The 24,106-nt window shown below is 46.6% G+C and carries 20 protein-coding genes; 8 read left to right on the top strand and 12 right to left on the bottom strand.

Annotated features, from left to right (window positions below):
* Positions 1-17: 17 nt before the first annotated feature.
* Positions 18-341 carry a hypothetical protein gene (locus NQX30_00650; GenBank protein MDM5146897.1) on the top strand — a complete coding sequence of 108 codons (324 nt, stop codon included), beginning with the start codon at positions 18-20 and terminating at the stop codon, positions 339-341.
* Positions 338-2,089 carry a thiosulfohydrolase SoxB gene (gene soxB / locus NQX30_00655; GenBank protein ID MDM5146898.1) on the top strand — a complete coding sequence of 584 codons (1,752 nt, stop codon included), beginning with the start codon at positions 338-340 and terminating at the stop codon, positions 2,087-2,089. The genes NQX30_00650 and soxB overlap by 4 nt, the downstream gene beginning before the upstream one ends.
* A 266-nt stretch (positions 2,090-2,355) precedes the next feature.
* Here soxB and groL read toward each other — a convergent pair whose 3' ends face one another.
* Positions 2,356-3,978, bottom strand: coding sequence for a chaperonin GroEL (gene groL, locus NQX30_00660; GenBank protein MDM5146899.1), 1,623 nt, complete (start codon positions 3,976-3,978; stop codon positions 2,356-2,358).
* Between the two features lie 44 nt (positions 3,979-4,022).
* Entirely contained in the window at positions 4,023-4,337 is a 315-nt protein-coding gene (groES, locus tag NQX30_00665) for a co-chaperone GroES (GenBank protein ID MDM5146900.1), read from the bottom strand.
* 567 nt (positions 4,338-4,904) lie between these two features.
* Here groES and NQX30_00670 point away from each other — a divergent pair.
* The 5 genes from NQX30_00670 to NQX30_00690 all read left to right on the top strand — a co-directional run bounded on the left by NQX30_00670 (position 4,905) and on the right by NQX30_00690 (position 10,646).
* Entirely contained in the window at positions 4,905-7,031 is a 2,127-nt protein-coding gene (locus NQX30_00670) for a V-type H(+)-translocating pyrophosphatase (protein ID MDM5146901.1), read from the top strand.
* Between the two features lie 12 nt (positions 7,032-7,043).
* Positions 7,044-7,580, top strand: a complete 537-nt coding sequence (locus NQX30_00675; GenBank protein ID MDM5146902.1) for a TlpA family protein disulfide reductase — start codon at positions 7,044-7,046, stop codon at positions 7,578-7,580.
* A gap of 129 nt (positions 7,581-7,709) precedes the next feature.
* Entirely contained in the window at positions 7,710-8,159 is a 450-nt protein-coding gene (accB, locus tag NQX30_00680; GenBank protein ID MDM5146903.1) for an acetyl-CoA carboxylase biotin carboxyl carrier protein, read from the top strand.
* Between the two features lies 1 nt (position 8,160).
* Positions 8,161-9,504 carry an acetyl-CoA carboxylase biotin carboxylase subunit gene (gene accC, locus NQX30_00685; protein MDM5146904.1) on the top strand — a complete coding sequence of 448 codons (1,344 nt, stop codon included), beginning with the start codon at positions 8,161-8,163 and terminating at the stop codon, positions 9,502-9,504.
* Between the two features lie 41 nt (positions 9,505-9,545).
* Complete coding sequence (locus tag NQX30_00690) at positions 9,546-10,646, top strand: ABC transporter ATP-binding protein (GenBank protein ID MDM5146905.1); 1,101 nt, start codon at positions 9,546-9,548, stop codon at positions 10,644-10,646.
* Between the two features lie 103 nt (positions 10,647-10,749).
* Here the strand turns inward: NQX30_00690 and NQX30_00695 are convergent, their stop codons facing one another.
* The 9 genes from NQX30_00695 to coaBC form a co-directional block, all read right to left on the bottom strand.
* Positions 10,750-13,242, bottom strand: coding sequence for a DNA topoisomerase III (locus NQX30_00695; protein MDM5146906.1), 2,493 nt, complete (start codon positions 13,240-13,242; stop codon positions 10,750-10,752).
* Positions 13,243-13,252: 10 nt separating this feature from the next.
* The gene (gene gyrB, locus NQX30_00700) at positions 13,253-15,682 is read right to left on the bottom strand and encodes a DNA topoisomerase (ATP-hydrolyzing) subunit B (GenBank protein ID MDM5146907.1); all 2,430 of its coding nucleotides are present in this window, start codon (positions 15,680-15,682) and stop codon (positions 13,253-13,255) included.
* 16 nt (positions 15,683-15,698) lie between these two features.
* Positions 15,699-16,835 (bottom strand): DNA polymerase III subunit beta, encoded by a 1,137-nt coding sequence (gene dnaN, locus NQX30_00705; GenBank protein MDM5146908.1) that lies wholly within the window; start codon positions 16,833-16,835, stop codon positions 15,699-15,701.
* A 235-nt stretch (positions 16,836-17,070) separates the two neighbouring features.
* On the bottom strand, positions 17,071-18,402 hold the full coding sequence (gene dnaA, locus NQX30_00710; protein ID MDM5146909.1) for a chromosomal replication initiator protein DnaA: 1,332 nt from the start codon (positions 18,400-18,402) through the stop codon (positions 17,071-17,073).
* A gap of 5 nt (positions 18,403-18,407) precedes the next feature.
* Entirely contained in the window at positions 18,408-18,998 is a 591-nt protein-coding gene (locus NQX30_00715) for a 5-formyltetrahydrofolate cyclo-ligase (protein ID MDM5146910.1), read from the bottom strand.
* Entirely contained in the window at positions 18,967-20,640 is a 1,674-nt protein-coding gene (locus NQX30_00720; protein MDM5146911.1) for a formate--tetrahydrofolate ligase, read from the bottom strand. Before NQX30_00720 ends, NQX30_00715 begins: the two co-directional genes overlap by 32 nt.
* A 139-nt stretch (positions 20,641-20,779) precedes the next feature.
* Positions 20,780-21,199, bottom strand: coding sequence for an OsmC family protein (locus tag NQX30_00725; GenBank protein MDM5146912.1), 420 nt, complete (start codon positions 21,197-21,199; stop codon positions 20,780-20,782).
* Positions 21,196-21,468: an oxidative damage protection protein gene (locus NQX30_00730; GenBank protein ID MDM5146913.1), complete on the bottom strand. Its 273-nt coding sequence runs from the start codon at positions 21,466-21,468 to the stop codon at positions 21,196-21,198. Before NQX30_00730 ends, NQX30_00725 begins: the two co-directional genes overlap by 4 nt.
* The gene (coaBC, locus tag NQX30_00735) at positions 21,465-22,670 is read right to left on the bottom strand and encodes a bifunctional phosphopantothenoylcysteine decarboxylase/phosphopantothenate--cysteine ligase CoaBC (GenBank protein ID MDM5146914.1); all 1,206 of its coding nucleotides are present in this window, start codon (positions 22,668-22,670) and stop codon (positions 21,465-21,467) included. The genes NQX30_00730 and coaBC overlap by 4 nt, the downstream gene beginning before the upstream one ends.
* A gap of 284 nt (positions 22,671-22,954) precedes the next feature.
* Here coaBC and NQX30_00740 point away from each other — a divergent pair, with 284 nt between their 5' ends.
* Positions 22,955-23,122 (top strand): hypothetical protein, encoded by a 168-nt coding sequence (locus tag NQX30_00740; protein ID MDM5146915.1) that lies wholly within the window; start codon positions 22,955-22,957, stop codon positions 23,120-23,122.
* Positions 23,123-23,164: 42 nt separating this feature from the next.
* Here the strand turns inward: NQX30_00740 and NQX30_00745 are convergent, their stop codons facing one another.
* Positions 23,165-24,106, bottom strand: coding sequence for an L-threonylcarbamoyladenylate synthase (locus NQX30_00745; GenBank protein MDM5146916.1), 942 nt, complete (start codon positions 24,104-24,106; stop codon positions 23,165-23,167).

Below are 24,106 nucleotides of genomic sequence, written 5' to 3' on the forward strand. Positions count from 1 at the left end.
GGCGCTTACCGAGCGTCTTGCGCTTTCGCCGGCACAAGAAAAAGAAATACAACTGCTGGGGGGCACAAATGACGGAAGGGGCTCAAGCACTAGGTCAACCTCTTATCACTAAAGAAATAGCGTTGGATATACTCTTTTCAACTACCGCGGCTAATGAAAAATCTCTAGCCGAGCTGGTTTTACAAATTGCCGATTTGCAAGGTAAGCTACGTCTTACACATTTAATGTATTACTTACGCACAAAAAACATTCTTTCCGTCGCGCAGATTAACCGTTATGATGAACTGCGAGACTACGGCGAGCATTCATCAGGTCATAACCACAACGAGCGCGTGCATTGAGTTCACGACGGGAATTTTTGCAACTGCTAGCGGCAGCTGGCGCGGTGGGTATGCTACCAACGGCACGGGGAGAAGGTCACAGTGACTTGTATGATGTGGCGACTTATGGTGATGTGCGATTGTTGCATACCTGCGACATTCACGCACAACTTTCACCGATCTACTTTCGCGAGCCGCATGTCAATCTAGGGTTACACAGCGCACGCGGCAAACCTCCACATTTGGTGGGTGACGCATTTCTAAAATATTACAACATTGCCTCCGGTAGCCCACTAGCGCATGCGACCACCTATTTAGGCATGGAAGAATTGGCCGCACGCTATGGAAAAGCAGGTGGCCTGGCACACTTGGCGCATTTGATTCGGCAACTGCGCGAATCTTATGGCACTGACAAAACAATGCTTCTAGACAGTGGCGACATGTGGCACGGCTCAGCAACTGCGCTTTATACAATGGGCGCCGACATGGTGGAAGCTGCTAACCTGCTTGGTATAGACGTTATAACTGGTCACTGGGAATTTACCTATCCAGCTGAAACGCTGCGGACGCGAATTAAAGAATTCAACGGCGTTTTCTTAGCACAAAATGTATTCGTCAAAGAAGATGCTTTATTTGAAGGCGCCGAGGCTTATGACGAAGACAGCGGCTTAGCGTTTCAACCGTGGGTGATGCGCGAACTTGGCGGACGCCGTATTGCCGTTATCGGACAGGCTTTTCCATACACTCCGATTGCCAATCCACAACGTTTTATTCCAGACTGGACATTTGGAGTGCGCCGCACTGAGCTACAAACGCAAGTTGAGCACATTCGTGCTAATGAAAAACCCGATGCCGTGGTACTACTTTCACACAACGGAGCTGATTTAGACGCACAAATTGCCGCTGATGTGCGTGGGATTGATTTCATATTGGGAGGGCATACGCACGATATATTTTGCCAACCAAGACGTATCGACAATACGATGGTATTCAATAGCGGCTGTAGCGGCAAATTTGTTGGCTGTTTAGACATCGCTTTTGACAGCAATGGCATAAGCGATTTTCATTATCATTTGTTACCCGTGTTCGCAAATGCCTTGCCAACGGATAGAACGATGGCGGCACATATTGAAACCGTACGCACACCATACGCCGCCGCACTAGGAGAAAAGTTAGCGATAGCGGATGAAACACTGTACCGACGTGGTAACTTTAACGGCACCATGGACCAAGTAATTTTAGACTCACTCCGGTCACATTATGACGCACAAATCGCTCTGTCGCCGGGTTTCCGCTGGGGACCGAGTGTGCTAGCAGGCGATGCCGTGCGCATGGAAGATGTAATGAATGTTACCGCAACAACATATCCCGAAACTTACGTTCGTGAAATGCACGGCGAGGAACTCAAAACTATTTTAGAAAGCGTCGCCGATAACTTATATCATCCTGATCCTTACTATCAGCAAGGCGGTGACATGGTGCGGGTAGGCGGTATGGACTACACACTAGAGCCGACATCGACATTTGGCACACGCATTGCCGACATGCGTCTAGATTCCGGCAAATCCATTGAAGCTAACAAACGCTATACCGTAGCTGGCTGGTCAACCGCCAATCCATCCGACGGTCCGCCAATGTGGGAAATTATGGCCAGCTATCTACGCACACAAAAAACTATCAGTGTGAAAAAAGTAAATTTGCCCAAACTTAAAGGCGTTGCCAACAATTCCGGTATTGCCGATTACCCGAAAAATTTGCTGGTAACATAGCGCCACCGAAAAACACCCGCCGAAAATAACATCGTCTGTTACTTGCTGGTTTCCCACAATTGGATGGCTAAAAATACCGAATGGTATTAGGCACGGTTAATTTTTTGCTAAACCGCAATTTCAGTAAGAGCACAACAATAGCAGAAACTTTCAACGCACATATCATTGTTTTTTTGATTTTCTCCGAATTTGTGCCCAAAATACCATAAAAAAGACCCACGCACACAAATGCGTGGGTCCTATCAAAGGAAAAATAAGCTTGATGCCTACATATCCATACCGCCGGGCATTGGCGGCGGTGGGGTTTCCTTCTTTGGCAATTCCACCACCGAGCAATCGGTGGTTAGTAACAAACCGGCAATAGACGAAGCATTTTGCAATGCCGAACGAGTGACCTTGGTTGGGTCAATAATTCCCATCCTCACCATATCGCCATATTTGCCAGCGGCAGCATTGTAACCATGGTTACCACTACCTGCACGCACTTCATTCACCACCACCGACGATTCTTCGCCAGCGTTGTTGACAATAGCACCCAACGGCGCTTCTAAAGCACGCAAAACAATACGCACTCCGGCAGCTTGGTCATCATTGTCGCCTTTGATTTTAGCAACGGCGCTCTGACAGCGAATTAATGCCACACCACCGCCAGGAACAATGCCTTCTTCCACCGCAGCACGAGTAGCATGCAAAGCATCTTCTACACGCGCTTTCTTTTCTTTCATCTCCACCTCGGTCGCGGCGCCAACTTTGATAACTGCCACGCCACCAGACAACTTGGCAACGCGCTCTTGCAATTTCTCGCGGTCATAGTCGCTTGACGTATCTTCAATCTGCTGGCGAATGGATTCCACGCGAGCAGTAATGTCTTTTTTGCCACCTTTTCCGTCAATAATAGTGGTTTCCTCTTTACCAACTTCCACGCGCTTAGCTTGACCCATATCTTCCAGCGTTGCTTTTTCTAAAGATAAGCCAACTTCTTCGGAAATCACGCGTCCTTTGGTAAGAATAGCAATATCTTCCAGCATAGCCTTGCGACGATCACCAAAGCCAGGGGCTTTGACGGCACAAACCTTGATGGTACCACGCATGTTGTTCACTACTAGAGTGGCCAACGCTTCGCCGTCCACCTCTTCAGCAATAATCAACAATGGCCGACCTGTTTTGGCAGCCTGCTCCAGAACCGGCAAAATGTCGCGGATAGCAGAGATTTTTTTGTCGTGTACTAAAATTAATGGATTGTCCAGCACAGCCATTTGCCGTTCTGGCGTATTGATGAAATAAGGTGAGCTGTAACCACGGTCAAACTGCATGCCTTCTACCACTGACAATTCGTTTTCTAGTGCCGAACCATCTTCAACAGTAATAACACCTTCTTTGCCGACTTTGTCCATCGCTTCAGCAATAATTTCTCCTACTTTATTGTCAGCATTGGCCGAAATAGAAGCAACCTGCGCAATTTCTGTGCGGGTGCGACAATCTTTGGAGATTTTCTTGAGATTGTCAGTAACGGTTGACACAGCACTATCAATGCCGCGCTTCAGATCCATTGGATTCATGCCCGCCGCCACATATTTCATGCCTTCTCGCACCATTGCATGGGCCAGCACGGTAGCTGTGGTAGTGCCATCGCCGGCAACGTCGGAAGTCTTAGAAGCGACTTCTTTAACCATTTGTGCACCCATATTTTCTAGCTTGTCTTCCAGCTCAATTTCTTTAGCAACTGACACACCGTCTTTGGTAATGGTTGGCGCACCAAACGAACGCTCAATAACAACGTTGCGTCCTTTGGGTCCCAACGTCACGCGGACTGCTTGGGAAAGCGTTTCCACGCCTTTTAGAATATTGCGCCGCGCCTCTTCGGAAAATTTAATCTCTTTTGCAGCCATGTTTTAGGTTCTCCTTATAATTTTTTAATAGGCAAAGGCAACAATTATTTCTTGCCTTTGGACACTTCAATAACAGCCATCACGTCATCTTCACGCATGACCAACAATTCTTCGCCGTCAACTTTGGCGGCGGTGCCGGCATATTTGCCAAACAGCACACGATCACCAACGGCAACATCCAGCGGACGCTTACTACCGTCTTCTAGAATTTTTCCATTACCAACAGCAAGAATTTCTCCTTGGTCGGGTTTTTCTGCTGCCGCATCGGGAATAACAATTCCGCTTGCAGTTTTGCGCTCTTCCTCAATGCGACGCACCAACAGGCGATCATGCAGAGGACGAATTCTTGTCTTGCTCATAAAAAGGCTCCTTTTTGTTTTGAAATAATGCTTATCATTTTTTTTGTTAGCACTTCTCTTACACGAGTGCTAATAAAACGTATTATAGGGATGCTACTGTTGTTTTTCAAGCCCTCCTATTGTTCCATAACCTATCCTTTTGAGACAACCAACAATTGCCGTCTTAAACTGAGTAAAAAAATGAATTCCGTATCGCAATCACAAAAAGCCTTTCCTCACCACTACACGTTGATTAGTAATGGTAACTGTTATTGTCGACAGATTTATTTAATTCGGTAGCCTAATCTTAAGCGTTGCAAAAAGACGAAAAAATACCGTTCCCAGTAAAATCTTTAGTTTCCTTGATATTTAAATTCATCTCGTCACACAAACTTGACAAACTGTCGTACGAATAGGATGAATGGTGCCTCTTCTATAAAATTCATCCAACCGTGCCGAAAACAAAGACACAATGCCGCAGGGCACCACTGAATTTTTGGTAAAATCAGCTTTTTTCAACAGCAATCAGTAAAAAAGATTGTTTTTAAGCGCAAAGACGCTTGTTTTTTATTTGTGGAGAATTTCCTTATGACAACCATGTTATATCTCACTATCTTATGCGGTATTGCCGCGATTATTTACGGCGCTTTGTCGGTCAAATGGATTTTCAGCCTACCAGACGGCGACGAACGCATGCGTTCCATTGCCGGTGCCGTGCAAGAAGGCGCACAAGCATACCTTAATCGCCAGTACCGCACCATCGGTATTGTCGGCGTGGCGTTATTTATAATCGTCGGTGCTGCGCTGGGTTGGGATACCGCCGTCGGCTTTGGCATTGGCGCGGTGTTTTCTGCAGCGGCGGGATATATTGGCATGAACGTATCTGTTCGTGCCAACGTTCGCACTGCCGAAGCGGCACGTACTGGCATAGATCAAGCGTTAACCGTAGCTTTCAGCGGCGGCGCCGTCACTGGCTTGCTCGTTGTGGGGCTAGGCCTTCTCGGTTGCGCCGGTTATTATGCTATGTTACGTGCAAATGGTTTAGACGGCGGCACTGCATTAAAAGATATCGTACACCCGCTTGTCGGTTTGGGTTTTGGTGGTTCGTTGATTTCCATTTTTGCTCGGCTGGGCGGTGGCATTTTTACTAAAGGAGCTGATGTCGGCGCCGACCTCGTCGGTAAAGTAGAAGCTGGTATACCCGAAGACGACCCACGCAACCCGGCTGTTATCGCCGACAATGTAGGCGATAATGTAGGCGACTGTGCTGGTATGGCTGCTGATTTATTTGAAACCTATGCTGTAACCGTAATTGCTACCATGCTGTTGGGTGCGCTGGCTTATGGCAGTAGTGGTGACGAAAGCGCAGTAATGTATCCACTGATGCTGGGAGGCGCCTCCATTGCCGCCTCCATTATCGGTTGCTTATTTGTTGCGTCTAATCGCAGTTTTGGTCCTTTTAAGCCTCTTGTTATTATCATTGACAGCGTGCTCAAAAAAGTTAACGCCGGCAGCCCCTTAATGAATGTGCTTTACCGCGGCTTGGTCATCGCCGGCAGCACAGCGGCCGTGCTTTATGTGCCAGTCACTTCTTTTGTGGCAGCACAAAGCGAAATGCTGTCTTTCGCACCATTGTATTCCTGTGCTATTGTAGGTTTGTTACTAACGGCAGCAATGGTAGCAATTACCCAGTATTACACTGACACAGCTTTTGCGCCAGTGCGCGGCATTGCTGCCGCCTCTGAAACGGGTCATGCAACAAATATCATTGCTGGACTGGCGGTTTCCATGAAATCTTGCTGGCCACCAATTTTAGCTGTCTGCTCAGCTATCTATGTGTCATACGAGTTGACCCACGTTGAAGACGTAGCCTACTCTGGTCTTTATGGTATCGCCATTGCTGCCACCTCCATGCTCTCCATGACAGGTATTATTGTGGCGTTGGATGCATTCGGTCCCATCACCGATAACGCCGGTGGTATTGCCGAAATGGCCGAAATGCCCGATGAAGTGCGACAGGTAACCGATCCGCTAGACGCGGTTGGCAATACCACTAAAGCAGTAACCAAAGGTTACGCCATTGGTTCGGCGGGATTGGCTGCGCTGGTACTTTTTGCCGATTACACCAGCGCTTTGGAAACCAGCGAAAATTATTCTGACGTACAGTTTTTGCTAGGAGACCCAAAAGTTATCATTGGTTTGTTCATCGGTGGCTTAATTCCGTTTTTATTCAGCGCCATGGCAATGGAAGCAGTGGGACGCGCCGCCGCCGCCGTAGTGCAAGAAGTGCGCCGACAGTTCAAGGAAATTCCCGGCATCATGGAAAGCACGGCAAAACCAGATTATTCCCGTGCCGTCGACCTGCTAACCCAAGCAGCTATTCGTGAAATGCTGGTGCCATCCTTGTTGCCAGTAGTAGTGCCTGTGATAGTGGGTTTGGTATTAGGTCCCATTGCCTTGGGTGGGTTGCTCATTGGAACGATTGTTACTGGCATTTTTGTGGCCATTTCCATGACTGCTGGTGGCGGTGCTTGGGATAACGCTAAAAAATATATTGAAGACGGTAACCATGGTGGCAAAGGCTCGGAAGCGCATAAAGCATCAATAACCGGCGACACAGTAGGTGACCCCTACAAAGATACCGCCGGTCCGGCGGTTAACCCACTGATTAAAATAATCAACATTGTCGCTCTACTCATCGTGCCACTACTGTAATCACGAACGACAATGACAGGAAAAAATCTGCTGGCTGGGATCTGTTTTACCGCTGGGTTGTCATTTGCTGTGCTTGGTGCGCTTCATCATAGTCATCACGGCGGCCATCACGATGACCATAGTCACAGGCCTGCTGAAACAACCTTTGATATTCTTAAAGCACCGCTTGCTACACTAAACGGCAGTAAAACCACATTAGGAGCTTCGGCACCGGCATTACGCTTAGTAAATTTCTGGGCGACATGGTGTACTCCGTGTCGGCAGGAAATGCCTCTATTGGACAAGGCAGCAAACATAGCGAATGTGCCTTTTGTCGGCATTGCCGTTGATCAAACCACATTAGTAAAAAAGTTTATCAGCGAAAAACCGGTAACTTACGATATTTTTACTTCATCTTTTGATATTTTCTATTTTTTTCAAAATAATGATAATAAAACCGGCATTATTCCTTATACCGTTTTGTTGGATAATAAAGGAAATATAAAAGCCTCCAAATTGGGAGAATTCCATTCAGTAGAAGAAATTTTAACGTTTATTGAAAGCGTTTGATTTTATCGCTTATTGGAAAATAGCTTGTTACCCAGCAAAAATTATTTTTTTCATAAATTGTTGCTTGTTCATAGATTTTTGTTGTAAGATAACGAAAATTGTCAGTATTTGGCGATTTCGGAGAATTTTGTGGACTTAAGAAAACTTAAAACCATACTGGAGCTGTTTGAAGGCTCCACCGTGGTAACGGAATTGGAAATTAGCGAAGGGGATGACAAATTACGCTTGGCAAAAGGAGCTGCCCCGCTGTTTCCAGTTGCTCCCACTCCCGCTGTTGTCGTGCCTTCTGACAACGATGCGGTACCCGCCAAACCAGTAACCCCCGCCGCTGAGGAGCCTGTCAAAGGCACAACCATCACATCACCGATGGTCGGCACATTTTATCGTGCTCCGTCACCGGAGATGTCGCCGTTCGTCCGTGTTGGACAGACGGTGGAGGCGGGAGAAACCCTGTGTATTATTGAAGCGATGAAATTGATGAATGAAATTCCAGCAACGGTGTCGGGTAAAGTAATAAGCATTCTCGCGGAAAGCGGTGGTCCCGTGTCATACGGCGATTCGTTGTTTATTATTGAATAACTTGCTAAAAAAAATTGTCATCGCCAATCGGGGAGAAATTGCGCTACGAGTGCAGCGCGCCTGCCGCGAAATGGGGGTGCAGACAGTAGTAATTTACTCCGAAGCAGATCGCGACGCCAAATACGTGCGTCTCGCTGATGAGGCCGTTTGCGTAGGACCAGCTCCGGCAACGAAAAGCTACCTCAACAAGGCCGCCATCATTGCCGCTGCTGAAATTACTAACGCCGAAGCCATTCACCCGGGCTACGGATTGCTGTCCGAAAACGCCGAATTCGCCGATCAGGTACAAAAAAGTGGTTTCGTTTTTATTGGTCCAGACGCGCAAACAATTCGCTTGATGGGAGACAAAATCGCGGCCAAAAAGACAATGCAAAAACTCGGCATCAAAACAGTACCCGGTTCCGGAGATGCCTTGCCGCAACAACAAGACGAAGCCGTCCGTATGGCGACGGCAGTGGGCTTTCCATTGGTAGTCAAGGCAGCGGCGGGCGGTGGTGGACGTGGAATGCGCGTGGTACACAATGAATTGAGTCTGAAAAACATCATACCCATACTGCAACGAGAGGCGCAAACCGCTTTTGGCAATGACACACTTTATGCGGAACGATTTTTGGATAATCCGCGGCATGTTGAAGTGCAAATACTCGGCGACGGTAAAGATGCCGTACATTTAGGCACCCGCGACTGTTCCTTGCAGCGGCGCAATCAAAAAGTGATTGAGGAAGCACCAGCCCCTAATATCTCCCCGAAACGCTTGCGGGCAATTTGTGAAGATTGCGCCGCTGCCTGCCGCAAAATAAAATATACTAGTGCCGGCACTTTTGAATTCTTGTATGACGGTAACGATTTCTTTTTTATTGAAATGAACACCCGCTTACAAGTAGAGCACCCGGTAACGGAAATGATTACTGGCGTAGATATCGTACGTGAGCAAATTTACATTGCTTCTGGGATACCGCTGCGGTTGCGGCAAAAAAATATTGAATTTCGCGGCCACGCCTTGGAATGCCGCGTCAACGCCGAAGATCCACACACATTCACCCCGTCACCGGGGCGAATAAATGAATATCATCCGCCCGGCGGAACCGGCGTACGGGTGGATTCGCACGCTTATCGCGGTTATGTGATGTCGCCATTTTATGATTCTTTACTGGCCAAGTTAGTTACTCATGGTGAAGATCGTTCCCACGCCATTGCGCGAATGAAAAGCGCTATCCGTGAATACATAGTAGACGGAATTTCCACCAATTTAGAATTGCACAATATGCTATTGGCAGATGAAAAATTTGCTGCTAGTGATTTTGGCATTCGCTACTTAGAAGAGCGACTACAGCAACAAAAATAGCCGATGGGAATTCCCTATTAAGGTCGGTTACAATACTTAAAATGACTGAAGAAAACGCACACATTGTTTTTGACCAAGTACAAAAGTCTTATGATGGCAAGACACTGATTGTTGAAGGCCTGAGTTTATCCATTGCCAAAGGCGAATTTTTAACGCTACTTGGCCCGTCGGGCTCAGGTAAAACTACCAGCTTGATGATGCTGGCCGGATTCGAAACGCTCACAAGCGGAGAAATTTACATTAATAATCAGCCCATCAGCTCCATACCGCCACACAAACGCGGTATCGGCATGGTGTTTCAAAATTATGCGCTTTTTCCACACATGACAGTGCAAGAAAATCTCGCTTTTCCTCTAGAAGTGCGCAAACTGTCACCAGATGAAATCACACGCAAAGTAGCACGAACATTAGACATGGTGCGATTGAGTGGCTTCGAAAACCGCCGACCAGCGCAATTGTCGGGCGGACAGCAGCAACGCGTAGCAGTAGCGCGAGCACTCGTATTTGACCCATCTCTGGTTTTGATGGATGAACCGCTGGGAGCTTTGGACAAAAATTTACGTGAACAAATGCAGTTTGAGCTCAAACATATTCACGAAGAACTGGGCGTGACAGTGGTGTACGTAACTCACGATCAAGGGGAAGCACTAACGATGTCTAATCGTATTGCCGTTTTTAATGAAGGCGTTATTCAACAACTGGCTGCGCCAAACACGCTGTACGAAAAACCTGAAAATGCTTTTGTCGCCCAATTTATCGGAGAAAACAACCGTTTTGTCGGTACTGTAGAAGCGGGTTTGGATAACGAACTTTGCCGAGTACGGATTGGCGGCGGTCAAGCTGACGTTACTGCTTTACGGGTGCGGGCAGAAAATAACGAAGCAACAATATTATCTTTGCGTCCGGAGCGAGTGCAAATTGGCAAACCTGAAGCGACAGTAGAAAATCACTTTGACGGGGTAATCCGCGAGCTTATTTATATGGGTGATCATATTCGGGTACGTTTATCATTGCTCGGAGTGGAAGATTTTATTGTCAAAGTGCCAAATAAAAGCCACCATACCGACATGCAGGTAGGAAAAACGGTGCCTTTAAGCTGGGCGGCAACAGACTGTCGGGCATTGGATTGTCCAGCAAATTAGTTTTTTACACCGTCAAAAATACGTGAGAAATTTATATTTTCTAGAAAAAACGACAATATTAATTACGAAGTATTGCGTTTATCAGAAGCAATATTTCCAGTTATTATTTCTTGGCTGCTGTTTTTTTAGCGGCTCGCGGCGGGAAATCAAAAGTTAATGCACCGCTTTTGTCTTCTTTGTTAATTTTTAGCCGTGCTTTGAATGGTCGACGATTCTTTTTTGAAATAAAGCCATCCAAAAAATCAGTCTGCCCGTCAGCTAACAATTTTTGCATTTCTGCTGGCAACAATTCCCGTTGCAAAATACGCCGCGGAAAAGAAAAATCACAAGTACCATCATCAACCTTGCGTTTGCACACATAAACTCCCACATCACGCACGGAAGCAGTGCATTTAGGACAAGCGCCCACCGTTTCTTTATCTTGCAAATCAGCAGCGGTTAACTCTTTGCCTCCATTATTGTCAAAGTCAAAAATGGCCTTCCAATTGCCATCATCATCTTTACGCAAAAACATGGGCGCAGAAAATTCGCGTCCCATCTTGCTACGAAACCCTTCCAGCTCTACGGTTTCTCGCTTGGATAATAACTCTTCAACCTCGGCAACAGAAAATTCGCGTCCCGCCACCGCTTTCCATAGAAAAAATTCACACGACTGGCATGAAAATCGTCGATGACTTTCACGCACAGTACCGCCACAAGAGGGACATGGCGATTGCAGAGTAGCATAATCTCCTGCTAATTTTTCCACTTCGCCGCAAGCTTTGGCGGCGTCAACTATGCGTGTTGTCAATTTTCGTATCTCTTTCATAAACTGTTCATGATCAAAGTCAGCACGCTCCATGCGGCGTAATTTATACTCCCAATCGCCGGTCATTGCTGGTAACGTCAAATCTTCCACCTTGAGTGCCCGCAACAACCGCAACAGCGACTGAGCTTTCGGGGTGGGAACCAATTCACGTCCATCACGTATTAAATACCGCTCACGCACTAGACCCTCAATAATTGCTGCCCGCGTAGCCGGCGTGCCAATACCACGCTCGCGCATGGCCTCACGCAATTCTTCATCTTCTACAAATTTACCCGCGCCTTCCATTGCCGACAGCAGTGTCGCCTCACTATAACGTGGTGGTGGCACCGTGCGCTTTTTCTCAGATTCAATACCTACCACCGTTGCCGTCTCTTCGGCCGTTACCGCCGTGATAATAGCGTCTTTTGGCAATTGACCAGCTGCTTCGCGCCAGCCAGAATCCAATAAAATTCGCCCTTTCGTTTCAAACACATGAGTGCCTACCGTAGTGCGCCGCTCAGTAACTTCATAACGCGTCGGTGGATAAAATACCGACAAAAATCGCCGCAAAATCGCCTGATATACTTTGCGCTCTATATCTTTGAGAGAATCTTTGGGCAACACACCGGTCGGCACAATAGCGAAATGATCAGATACTTTAGCATCATTAAAAATTCGCTTGTTTCCGCCGTTAACCCATTGTTTATCTAAAATCTTTTGCGCAAACACCCCGGTTTCTGCCTCGGTACTCAACGATTGCAGGGTTTTATTGACGACCGCCGGATAATCACTCGGCAGCACCTTGGAATCAGTCCGCGGATAAGTAATCATTTTATGGCGCTCATACAGCGCTTGCGCCGCCCCCAGTGTTGCCCGTGCCGATAACCCAAAACGAGCGTTAGCCTCTCGCTGCAACGACGTTAAATCAAATAGTGCCGGTGGAGATTCGGAAGAAGGCTTTTTCTTCTCAACAATTTTTCCACTACCGCCTTCGCACTCAGCGACAATTTGTTGTGCTCGTTCGCCATCAAAAATACGCTCTAGCCGTTTTTCATCGTCTTTACCAGCTTGAGGGGGTCCGACATTAAGCCACCGTCCCTCATACTCCCCAGCGGCAACACTAAATTGCGCATTAACCTCCCAATAATCGCGCGACTCAAAAGCCACTCTTTGTTGCTCGCGCTCGACAATAATTGCCAACGTCGGCGTCTGCACCCGCCCAACCGTAGTAAGCATAAAACCACCGCCAACCGAATGCAATGCCGTCATTGCCCGCGTGGAGTTAATGCCCACTAGCCAATCTGCTTCTGAACGGCATACTGCCGCTCGCTGTAGCGGCACCATATCGGCATCATCTTGCAATTTGTCAAAACCCGCACGAATTGCCGTCGGCGTCATGGAACTCAGCCATAGTCGACGCACCGGCTTTTTGTTATGCTTGCCGTTGAGGTGGCGCATTAAATTGTAAAAAATAAGCTCTCCCTCACGTCCGGCATCGCAAGCATTGACGATTTCGGTAACATCAGCGCGCTTATACAATTTTTTTATCACTTGTAGCCGAGCGGCGCCTGTCTTTATTGGCGCCAGATCAAAATAATCGGGCAGTACTGGCAAATTAGGCAAACTCCACTTACCACGCTTGACTTCAAACTTTTCTGGTGCCACCAATTCCAACAAATGTCCCACAGCGGAACTCACTACATAACTTTCGTTTTCATAAAAATCTTTTTGTCGTGTCATGCCGCCTAGGGCACGGGCAATATCACCCGCCACCGACGGTTTCTCGGCAATTATTAATGTTTTGCTCATTTCCGCCTTTTTAGATATCTAAGTTGGCAACATAACGTGCCCGTTCACCGATAAATTTCTTTCTCGGCTCCACTAAATCTCCCATTAACATGGAAAAAATACGGTCAGCTTCCTCAGCATCTTTCACTTTTACTTTTAACAAACGCCGAGTCTGCGGATTCATCGTGGTATCCCACAATTGTTCTGGATTCATTTCTCCCAATCCCTTAAAACGCTGAATATAAAGCCCTGCTTTGGCGCGATTAACCAGCCAGTTGACCGCTTCCGGGAAATTTTCTACCCGCTGTTCAATAATGTCTTCTTTGTCATCCAACACCACATGTCCGGGCGCGCTCATAAACGGCGCCAACGTATTCGCAATAATCAGCAATCGGTTGTAGTCGGGATGCTCCAAAAAACGCTTGTCAATATAGAAAATGCGAATATTGCCGTGTTCACGCCGCTCACCTTCAATACGCCACGAATCGTGCGTGTCATCATACGATACCCGCAGCACCGCCCCAGATTCTGCGTCCTGTTCACCGAGCAACGCTGTGAGCATGTCGCAAGAACGATGCGTTTTTTCTTTGTCTTCTAAGCTCAACGGTTCTGTTAAACACAATATCGCACTTAACACTCCTTCGTCTATAGTGCGGCTATGCACTGCAATAATATTCTTGGCATCCCACCACAATTTAGCTTTTGTGGCGAACTCCAAAGGCGATAGAGTCTGTCCGTCATCCCGCCGCAATGATGCTTGCTCGAGTGCTAATTTGGATAAATAAGCATTCATTTCTTCTTCATCCAGCAGAAACCGCTCTCTTTTTTTGTGCTTGGCTTTATACAGCGGCGGCTGCGCTAAATATATACAACCCGCTTCCACCAAAGCACGCATGCGGCGAAAAAAGAATGTCAACAGCAATGTGCTGATGTGGGCACCGTCTACATCCGCGTCTGTCATGATGATAATGCGGCGGTAACGCACCTTATCCACTTCCACATCGTCGCCAGCGCTATTGATACCACCAATAGCGGTGTACAGCGCCATAATTTCTTGTGAAGATAAAATCTTTCCCGTATTAGCTTTTTCTACATTTAATATTTTCCCCCGCAACGGCAACACCGCCTGCATGCCTCGGTCTCTCCCTTGTTTAGCCGAACCACCTGCTGAATCTCCCTCAACAAGAAAAAGTTCACTCTTCGCTGGATCACGTTCTTGACAATCGGCCAACTTGCCTGGCAGCCCTGCTGATTCGAAGGCATTTTTTCGCCTCGTCATTTCCCGCGCCTTACGTGCCGCCTCTCGCGCCTGTGCTGCCTGTAAAATTTTACCGCATACCGCCTTAGCGTCCGCTGGGTTTTCTTGCAAAAACATCATCAGATGATCGGCAATGATATCTTCCACTACGGGTCGGACTTCTGACGACACTAATTTTTCTTTAGTCTGAGATGAAAATTTTGGGTCCGGTATTTTTATAGATAAAACGCAAGCCAGTCCTTCTCGCATATCATCACCGCTAACGTCAATTTTAGCTTTTTTGCCAAGCTCACTGTTATCTATGTGCGTTTTGAGTGTCCGCGTCATTGCCGAACGTAACCCGGTAAGATGACTACCACCATCTTTTTGCGGAATATTGTTGGTATAACAAATAACATTTTCCTGATAACTGTCATTCCATTGCAATGCAATTTCCAAATCTACGTTTTGCCGTTGACCACAATAATAAAACATTTTTTTGTGTAATGGTGTACGATTTTGATTCATAAAATCCACATACGCACGAACACCTCCTTCAAATTTAAAAACTTCACTACGCTGGCTACGCTCATCAGTCAGCACAATTTCTAAATTAGCATTAAGAAAAGCCAATTCACGCAAGCGTCGCGCTAAAATTTCCCAATGTAGCGTAATATCCCCAAACACTTCTTGATCGGGAAGAAAATTCACTTCGGTACCACGTTTATTACGTACCTCTCCGCCTTTCGTAAATGGAGTAGCAAGCGCTCCTCGCGTAAATGATATTTGATGAATACGATTTTCACGCCAGATAGTTAAAGATAATTTTTCTGAGAGTGCGTTAACCACCGACACCCCTACTCCATGCAAACCGCCAGACACTTTATAGGCATTATTTTCAAATTTTCCGCCAGCGTGTAATTCCGTCATTACTACCTCTGCTGTCGGACGTTTTTCCGTTGGGTGCATATCCACTGGAATACCACGACCATTGTCAGTTATCGTCACTGCATTACCAGGGTGCACCACTACTTCTATTTTGTCGCAATAACCAGCTAATGCTTCATCTACCGCATTGTCCAGAACTTCAAATACCATATGGTGTAGACCAGTCCCGTCACTGGTATCACCGATATACATCCCCGGTCGCTTGCGGACGGCCTCCAGTCCCTTAAGAACCTTTATTTGAGAAGAATCATAATCTGCTGCGTTTTTTTTACTCATTAGTTATCCAAATAAATTACATACGTACTGGCATTACAACATACTGAAAAGATGGCTCACCGTCACCAGCTGGTTCTATTAATACACTACTTGATTCCTCTAAAAGACGCATTTTAAAAACATCTTCCTCCACAGCGGACAATATATCCAATAGAAAATTAATATTAAAACATAATTTAATTGCATCATTTTCATATTTAGCGTCAGTCTCTTCTACCGCGCTTTCATTCTCTTTATTTACACACTCTAGTTTCATCCCTTCGGGGGAAAGCGATACGATAACAGTTGCGCCACGTTCCTCAGCCAACACAGAGACTCGTTGCAGGCTGGCTAAAAAAGACCTCCGTTCCACTAAGGCTATTTTGTCATTATTACGAGGAATAACCGAACGATAGTCAGGAAAAGTCTCCATAATAATATTAGACGTCAACTCAAATGTGTCACCACAAAACCGTACTACCCGATTGCCTGCTTCAATTTTTATTTCGTTTTCTCCTTCTGCTGACAAATTACGAATAAGCTCGTTAACACTTTTTCTTGGTAATATCAGTTGAGCATCATCTGCCATCTTTTCCGGCGTCAGAACTTTCATTGCTAAGCGATGCCCATCCGTTGCTACAAACCGCAAACCATCAATAGAGCTTTCTAAAAACACTCCATTAAGATTGGTGCGGTGGGATTGTTGAGCAGAAGCATAATGTACTTGCCGAAGCGATTCTAATAACGTTTTTGCTTGCACGTTGAGCAACGGTTTAATATCTGTACTTTTTCCCATTAACGGAAAATTTTCTGCTGATAAAGTTTGTAATTTATATTTACCGCGCCCAGCAGTCAGTTGCATAAGAAGCTGTTTTTCTCCACCATCGTTTTTTTCTTCTTCAAATACCAAACTAACTTCCATCCCTTTTTCTAATTTTCTAATGATATCTTGGAGTTTTTTAGCGGGTACGGTTATGCCGAACTCAGCATCTGTCTCCACATTACAAGATGACATAATTTGCATTTCTTGATCTATCGCGGTCATGCTAAGGGATGAGCCGGCTGCCTGTAATAAAACGTTAGCAAAAATCGGGTTAATTACAGTTCCTTGGGTAACCCCACTAACTTTATCTAGACAGTGTAACAACGAACTTTGATTTGTTGTAATTTTCACAACGACTTCTCCTTCTTATTAAATATTAATATTAATTAAATGTTAATGATGATGTACCCTGTATAAAAACATAAAAACTATTATCCTTCATTGAAATAAAAGGAGTTGAGCTTTATTATCTTATGTATAAAGCTGTGTATAACAGGTGTGTGATTATTGATAGAATAATTTTGGTTATTAAATTGCACAGAGTTATGTTTATACTGTGAAAGGGTTTTATACATGTTATCAAGCATTAAGATTTAATGAGCATTTCTAAGATTTGTATTTCTTCTTGGGTTTTTGAATTGGCTTTAAGTTCTTTTTCTATTTTACGGCAGGAATGTAATACAGTAGTATGTTCTCTATCGCCGAACTGAGCGCCAATTTCTGGCAGACTAAGGTTAGTTAGTTGTCGGCAGAGGTAGATAGCAAAGTGACGTGGTTGTGCTATTGAACGGTGACGGCTACGAGAAGATAAATCAGATACACGTAAGCGGAAAAAATCAGCTACTTTCTTTTTTATGATATCTACGTTAACTGTTTCTTTTGCGGATTCTAATAAATCGGTTAGTGCTTCGTGGCAAATTTCTAAAGAAGGCGGCTTGCCAGAAAATGTGCAGGCAGCTAAAATGCGATGTAACGCACCTTCCAGTTCACGTACGTTGGATTTTATTCGTTCAGCAACAAAACGGGTAACTTTTTCGTCCAATTTAACACCCCGGGCCAACGCTTTTTTATGCAAAATAGCTTCACGTAATTCCAGCTCAGGGGGAGCTAAATGTGTGGGTAAACCACAACGCAGACGAGAAGTTAAACGCTCCGGTAAATCACGAATTTGTGAAGGAGCGCGGTCGCTAGTGATAATGATAATTTTATTTTCATCGTGTAATTTGTTGAAAAGAAAGAAAAATTCTTCCTGAGTGCGTTCCATATTACCGCCGATATATTGAATATCGTCCACAATTAGTAAGTCTAGACCATCGTAACGACGTTTAAACTGGGCATGCTGATTTAAACGGCAAGCGTTAATAACATCGGTCATAAAGTCACGTGCCATTACATAACGCACTTTACGCGTAGGATGCAAAGATAAATAGTGGTTGGCAATAGCCTGTGCTAAATGAGTTTTGCCAAGTCCTGTGCGGCCATAAAGAAGTAACAGCGGGCTCATGTGGTCTACCGTGCCACTGCTGATAGCGCGTCCGGCAACTAAGGCAATTTCGTTTGCCCGACCAGGCACAAAAGAGTCAAAAGTGAGATCGGCGCGCAGATTAGTTGTACGGTCTACCTGCGTTTTAGTACGCGCTGAAGGCGATGTTTTTGATGCCGGTTTTGAAATGGATTGAGCCATATCGGTCTGAAAATCTATTTGGATGTCTTTGCCAAAATGTTGTTGTGCCATTTCTCGAACTGACGGCTTAATGTTTTCAGATAACCAGCGCACAGTAGCTTCGTTTGGTGCCTGCAACAGTAAGTGGGTATTGTCCGTCATTTTCGCCTGAGTCGGAGAAATAAAAGCGTCAAAAACCGTGTCACCAAACTGGAGACGTAACTGGGAAACACAAGATGACCAAAAATTTTCCATAAATATTATTCTGAAAAAACAAAAAAAACTGGTCTATCATGAGACTCTGCAGGCACACAAGACACTTTCTGACATGAAAACACGGGAGCGCAGGAGAATGTTGAGGAGAGACCAAACATAAATGTATCATAAAAACCGCCACCATAACCGAGACGGTAATGTGCGGCGTCTACCGCAACAGCTGGGATAATAGCAAAATCAAAGAGTTGCGATTTTTGTATAACAACTGAATGTGGATAAGGCTCAGCAATACCCTTGAATCCGATTTGTAATTCGTGTCGGGCGAGTACTTGATGAAACTGCAATTGTCGTTTTCCGGTTACTCGAGGAAAAAAAAGCTGCTTGTTATTTTTCCAGCAGTCTGTCAGCAATGGCCATATATTGACCTCTTCTTCCATCGGCGCAAAAGCAGCGATAACGGTAGCTTGTTGAAATGCAGGTAACGCGGCAATTTGCGAACAAATACGCCGAGAAGCTTTCTCTCGTAAGGGAGTACCCATTTTGTGACGCGTAGCCAATATTCGCTTGCGCAAGACACTTTTTTGTCGGCTAAGCCGAGATGGATTAGAAGAGGCCGCTAATGTTGCCGTCATCATCCACGTCAATAGCGCAAGCAGCGGGTGTTTTTGGTAGTCCAGGCATAGTCATAATATTGCCACCGAGTAGCACAATAAATTCGGCACCCGTATTCAAACGAGCGCCCGATACATGAAAACTGTAACCATCTTTGGGAATACCGCGGTTGAGTGGATTGTTAGTAAAAGCATACTGTGTTTTGGCGATACAAATTGGAAAATGTCCGTGGGTTTCTTGCCATTGTTCCAAGTCTGCCGACACTTTAGGGTCAGAACTCACTGCGTCAGCGCCATAAATTTTATGTGTAACCGCTTCTGCTTTTTGCTTAAGAGGCAAAGAGTCATCATACAGATTATTCATTTTAACGTCGCTATTAGCTAAGGCGGCTACTTTTTCTGCCAGTTCAACGGCGCCCTTGCCACCATTTGCCCAATGGTAGCAGATGCTCATATCTGCCCCTTCTTCCTCACAGAGAGAGCGGAACGTCGCAATTTCGTCATCCGTGTCGTGGGTGAAGTGGTTAAGTGCGATAACAACCGGTAAGCCGTAATGGGTACGGATGTTGCGCAAATGACGGCGGACATTTTCAAAGCCGTCACGAACCGCCTGCGTATTTTCCTTGTTCAAGTCATCACGGGTTATGCCGCCGTGATATTTGACGGCGCGCAGAGTGGCAACTAGTACAGCGGCATCAGCGGCTAGCCCGCTTTTGCGGCATTTAATGTCCACAAATTTTTCTGCGCCTAAGTCTGCGCCAAAGCCTGCTTCGGTGACAACATAATCAGCCATTTTGAGTGCCATGCGGGTAGCTAAAACAGAATTACATCCGTGGGCAATATTAGCGAAAGGACCACCATGTACAAAAGCAGGATTATTTTCTAACGTCTGCACCATATTAGGCGATAGTGCATTTTTGAGCAAGGCGGTCATGGCACCGGCGACACCCAGTTCGTCAGCGGTGACCGGTGTTTTATCGGTGTCAAGACCGACCGTGATTTGCGCAATGCGTCGTTTGAGGTCGGTTAACGACTCGGAAAGGCACAAAATTGCCATAATTTCAGACGCCACCACGATATCAAAACCATCACTGCGAGGAAAACCATTACCAGGGCCGCCCAAGCCAACTACTAATTGGCGCAGAGCTCGGTCATTCATATCTACTACCCGCCGCCAGAGTATGCGACGACTGTCTAGGCGTTTGGCGTTGCCGTGATGCAGGTGGTTGTCGATAATTGCTGCAAGCAAATTATGTGCCAGCGAAATAGCGGAAAAATCGCCGGTGAAATGAAGGTTAATATCTTCCATGGGGACAACTTGCGCATAACCACCACCGGCGGCACCGCCTTTCATTCCAAAAACAGGGCCGAGCGAGGGTTCTCGTAGAGCGACGGCAGCGTTTTTTCCAATATGGTTGAGCGCGTCTGTGAGACCGACGGAAGTCGTTGTTTTTCCCTCACCGGCAGGGGTGGGGGTGATGGCGGTGACAAGAATTAATTTACCGTCAGGTTTTTCGGCGTGAGTCCTCAGCAAATCAAGAGAAAGCTTGGCCTTGTAGTGGCCAAACGGTTCCATTTCAGTGGCGGGTAGATCAAAGCGTTCGGCGGCTAGTTCAATAATGGGCCGCATAGTTGCCTGTCTGGCAATATCAATATCGGTGGGCATAAGGTTCCTTTCTCCTGATACAGACTGCTATTATATTTGAAAGCGTTCCAGAGAGCTTTGTGCTCGCTATGATTTTTGTTAATTGACAATTTATTAGGAATTAGAAGAGGCCTATTAACAAGTTGCGATATTAATTTTATTAAGGCGTTTTTGAGATGCGCCACGTATGATTGACGGCGGCAGTTTTATTAAGCATGGCCAATGCGGAACAATATTTTTCAACACTTAACTGCACCGCGCGAGCGACTGACGCCGGCTTTAAGTGGTCGCCGACTAAGACAAAATGTAAGGAAATACAGGTAAATACATTGGGAACAGCGTCTGTTCGTTCAGCTTCAATATTAATTTGAAGTGACAGTGGCTCTTGCTGCATTTTTTTGAGAATGTGTACCACATCAAAAGCACTACAAGCCGCAGCGGCTGATAACATTCCTTCCATCGGGCGCATCCCGCAATTTTTCCCGCCGTGTTCGGGAGGCCCATCAAAAATAATTTGGTTGCCGTTAGTATTTGCAACTTCAAAAGCAACGTTTTCTAGCCAACGTAAAGTAAGGTTCATTTGGCGGGAGGAACGTAGCCGGATGCGGTTTCCGCACCATCGCCAAAAAAGTGTCTTTCTGTTTGCTCGGCAAGATATTCGCGGGCGCGGCGGTCGGCCATGTTAAGGCGGTATTCATTGACTAGCATTTTTTGGTGCTCTAACCAATGCCGCCATGCTTCGGCGGAAACATTGCTAAGCAGGCGTTGTCCGAGTTCGCCCGGATAGGGAGGCGCGACCATTGCTTCAGCTTCTTTTTTTAATTTAATACAAAAAACGGTTTTGCTCATGGGATGATTTTCTCCTGGGATGTTTCATGTGAAACCAATTGTTCGGCAATATGGGCGATTAATGCTTGAGCTGCTTGGGGCTTGGGTTGGCGCGGTAACGAAATTTCCCCTGCGGAAGAAATAATCAGTAGTTCACTGTCATTTTTGCCTGCATCGCTGAGTGCGTTGGCGGCAATGACGGATAATTTTTTTTGCTGTCGTTTTTTGCGGGCGGCTGTGGCGCGGGTGGTGGCATTACCGCTTTGGGCGGCGAAGCCGACGGCAAATAATCGTGGGTATTGTTCGGTAATAGCGCTGAGGATGTCGGTTGTCGGGTTGAGTTGTAATATTAATACGCCTTCTTTGTGGGCAATTTTCCCTCGTTTGGGCGTAGAGGGACGAAAGTCCGCCACCGCCGCTACGGAGATGAAGACGTCCGCACGACGGCATTCCTCAATGGCAGCGGCGAGCATTTCTTTGCCGCTTAGTGCGCGTCGCAGAGGTAACGGTGGTGGTGGTGCGGTAGTTTGTCCAGCAAGAATAACGACCTCCGCGCCTGCCTGGTGGGCGGCTTCGGCAATGCAAAAACCCATGCGCCCACTGCTCATATTGCTGATAATTCTCATATCATCCAAGTATTCCACCGTGGCTCCGGCGCTGATAACAAAGCGCAGACCGTTCAGAGGTCGAGTTAATCGATTTTTCAATTGTTGAATAATATTTTCGGGTTCTGACATTCTTCCTTCGCCGTTTTCACCACAGGCTTGTACGCCGCTATTTGGTCCGATGACAGTAACGCCGTCCGCTAGGAGTTGTTGGATATTGCGCTGAGTAGCCGCGGCCCGCCACATTTGTTGATTCATTGCCGGCGCGACTAGGCGTGGAATGTCTGCGGCTAAAAAAGTTGAAAGTAAACTGTTATCGGCAATACCAGCGGCGGCTTTAGCTAAAAAATCAGCGCTAGCAGGTGCTATCAGTAGTGCTGTGGCCGAACGAGAAAGATGGATATGGTCCATACCATCTGCGGATAGTGGTGCATTCCATTCATCTGTGGCAACGGCCCGCCCGCTTAATGCGCGAAAAGAGGCGGTGCCGACAAAACGTGTTGCCGCTGGAGTCATAATGACTTGCACTTCATCACCTTGTGCCGTCAGGAGCCGAGTTAATGCCGCCGCTTTGTAGCAGGCAATGCTACCGCAGACGCCTAAGATTATGGTTCCCATAATTTAAATTGTAGCATTGCACATCAAGATGACAGAATATAAAAGAGAGAGTAAAATATCGTAGAGAACGAAAAAAGAAGAGTTCAACCGCTGACGGTGTTGATGGCGCCAATCATTCCGGCTGTAACCGACAGCGAAATAGAATAATTGCTTTTTGCCGCCGCTACTGCTGGCGCACAGCATGCCGGTTATGTGGTGTTGCGGCGGCCACACGAAGTAAAAATGTCTTTGAAGATGGGCTTCATTAGCATCTACCGCTCCGAGTGCAAAGGGTTATGTCACAGGTGCGCGAGATTACAATCCCGAATTTTTTCCCCGCCAAGGGGCGTGGAGTATTGGCAGATCTTATTGCTACACGCTCTACTGCGGCGCGGCATCGCTATGGGTTGAATTTGCCGCGTCGCCAAGAATTGTGCTGCGATCTGTTTCGTCCACCATCGGGGGACAATTGAGGTTGTTATAAGGAAATTATAAAAGTCAATGCCGAATTGCTTTTAATTCGGTTGCCGCATCGCCGCTCGTTTGAGACGATCGGTTACGGCTGTCCATTGTGGCGGTGGTGATTCCACCCAGATAATGTCAGCTTGCATGGCATCTAATTCGCGTAATAGTGCGTACAGCCGGTGTGCATAATCATCAATATTGTCTGTCGCCTGCCGCCACAATGGTTTGGGCACGGCGTCTGGACGGTGGCGTGACAATGCGGCAATTGTTTTTGCGGGAGGGCGCTGCCAGGCCACATCGGGGGCAAGCAACAGAGGTGTGTTTGGAGCGTAGTGGCAAGGTAATCCTCCTGGAACTCGTAAAAAGCCAGACGGTGGCAATAATTCACCGTTCGCGGCAGTAGTAATGTCATCAGCGGACAACATGCCGGGACGCATGATAGACAAACGTTCATTAAGGCAACTGACGATAGTTGATTCGATTCCCACCGTACAACTGCCACCGTCTAAAATATACAAATCTTCTACAGTGGAAAACTCTTCTCGTACATGAGCAGCGGTGGTTGGACTGAGCCGCCCAAAACGGTTGGCGGATGGTGCTGCTACGCCGCCACCAAAAACGGCGAGTAATTGTTGCGCTTGCGGATGTGCTGGCACACGTAAAGCGACAGTTTTACCACCACCGGTGGTATGTGCTGCCGCTGGACCTGCGGGTAGTAGCAGCGTGAGCGGACCCGGCATAAAAGCGGCCGCTAATTTTTTTGCTACTTGTGGAATTTCTGCTGCCCACAGCGAAGCTGCGGAAAAGTCTGCTAAATGAATAATTACCGGATGGTTGCGGGGGCGTTTTTTGAGCGCATACAGTCGTTCCACCGCTTCCGGATTTTGAGCATCTGCGCCCAAGCCGTATACCGTTTCTGTGGCAAAAGCGACAAGCTTTCCTGCACATAACTGTGCCGCACCTGTTTCAATTTTCGTGCCGATAACGGGCAT

Source organism: Candidatus Persebacteraceae bacterium Df01 (assembly GCA_030386295.1).
Lineage (GTDB): Bacteria > Pseudomonadota > Gammaproteobacteria > Tethybacterales > Persebacteraceae > Doriopsillibacter > Doriopsillibacter californiensis.

Bases quoted from the DNA above. Each gene is read 5' to 3' on its own strand.
- gyrB (MDM5146907.1), bottom strand. From the start codon at position 15,682: ATGAGTAAAAAAAACGCAGCAGATTATGATTCTTCTCAAATAAAGGTT.
- NQX30_00725 (MDM5146912.1), bottom strand. From the start codon at position 21,199: ATGAACCTTACTTTACGTTGGCTAGAAAACGTTGCTTTTGAAGTTGCA.
- NQX30_00730 (MDM5146913.1), bottom strand. From the start codon at position 21,468: ATGAGCAAAACCGTTTTTTGTATTAAATTAAAAAAAGAAGCTGAAGCA.
- dnaA (MDM5146909.1), bottom strand. From the start codon at position 18,402: ATGGAAAATTTTTGGTCATCTTGTGTTTCCCAGTTACGTCTCCAGTTT.
- NQX30_00675 (MDM5146902.1), top strand. From the start codon at position 7,044: ATGACAGGAAAAAATCTGCTGGCTGGGATCTGTTTTACCGCTGGGTTG.
- groL (MDM5146899.1), bottom strand. From the start codon at position 3,978: ATGGCTGCAAAAGAGATTAAATTTTCCGAAGAGGCGCGGCGCAATATT.
- coaBC (MDM5146914.1), bottom strand. From the start codon at position 22,670: ATGGGAACCATAATCTTAGGCGTCTGCGGTAGCATTGCCTGCTACAAA.
- NQX30_00695 (MDM5146906.1), bottom strand. From the start codon at position 13,242: ATGAGCAAAACATTAATAATTGCCGAGAAACCGTCGGTGGCGGGTGAT.
- NQX30_00715 (MDM5146910.1), bottom strand. From the start codon at position 18,998: ATGATGACGGCAACATTAGCGGCCTCTTCTAATCCATCTCGGCTTAGC.
- NQX30_00745 (MDM5146916.1), bottom strand. From the start codon at position 24,106: ATGCCCGTTATCGGCACGAAAATTGAAACAGGTGCGGCACAGTTATGT.
- NQX30_00720 (MDM5146911.1), bottom strand. From the start codon at position 20,640: ATGCCCACCGATATTGATATTGCCAGACAGGCAACTATGCGGCCCATT.
- groES (MDM5146900.1), bottom strand. From the start codon at position 4,337: ATGAGCAAGACAAGAATTCGTCCTCTGCATGATCGCCTGTTGGTGCGT.
- NQX30_00690 (MDM5146905.1), top strand. From the start codon at position 9,546: ATGACTGAAGAAAACGCACACATTGTTTTTGACCAAGTACAAAAGTCT.
- NQX30_00670 (MDM5146901.1), top strand. From the start codon at position 4,905: ATGACAACCATGTTATATCTCACTATCTTATGCGGTATTGCCGCGATT.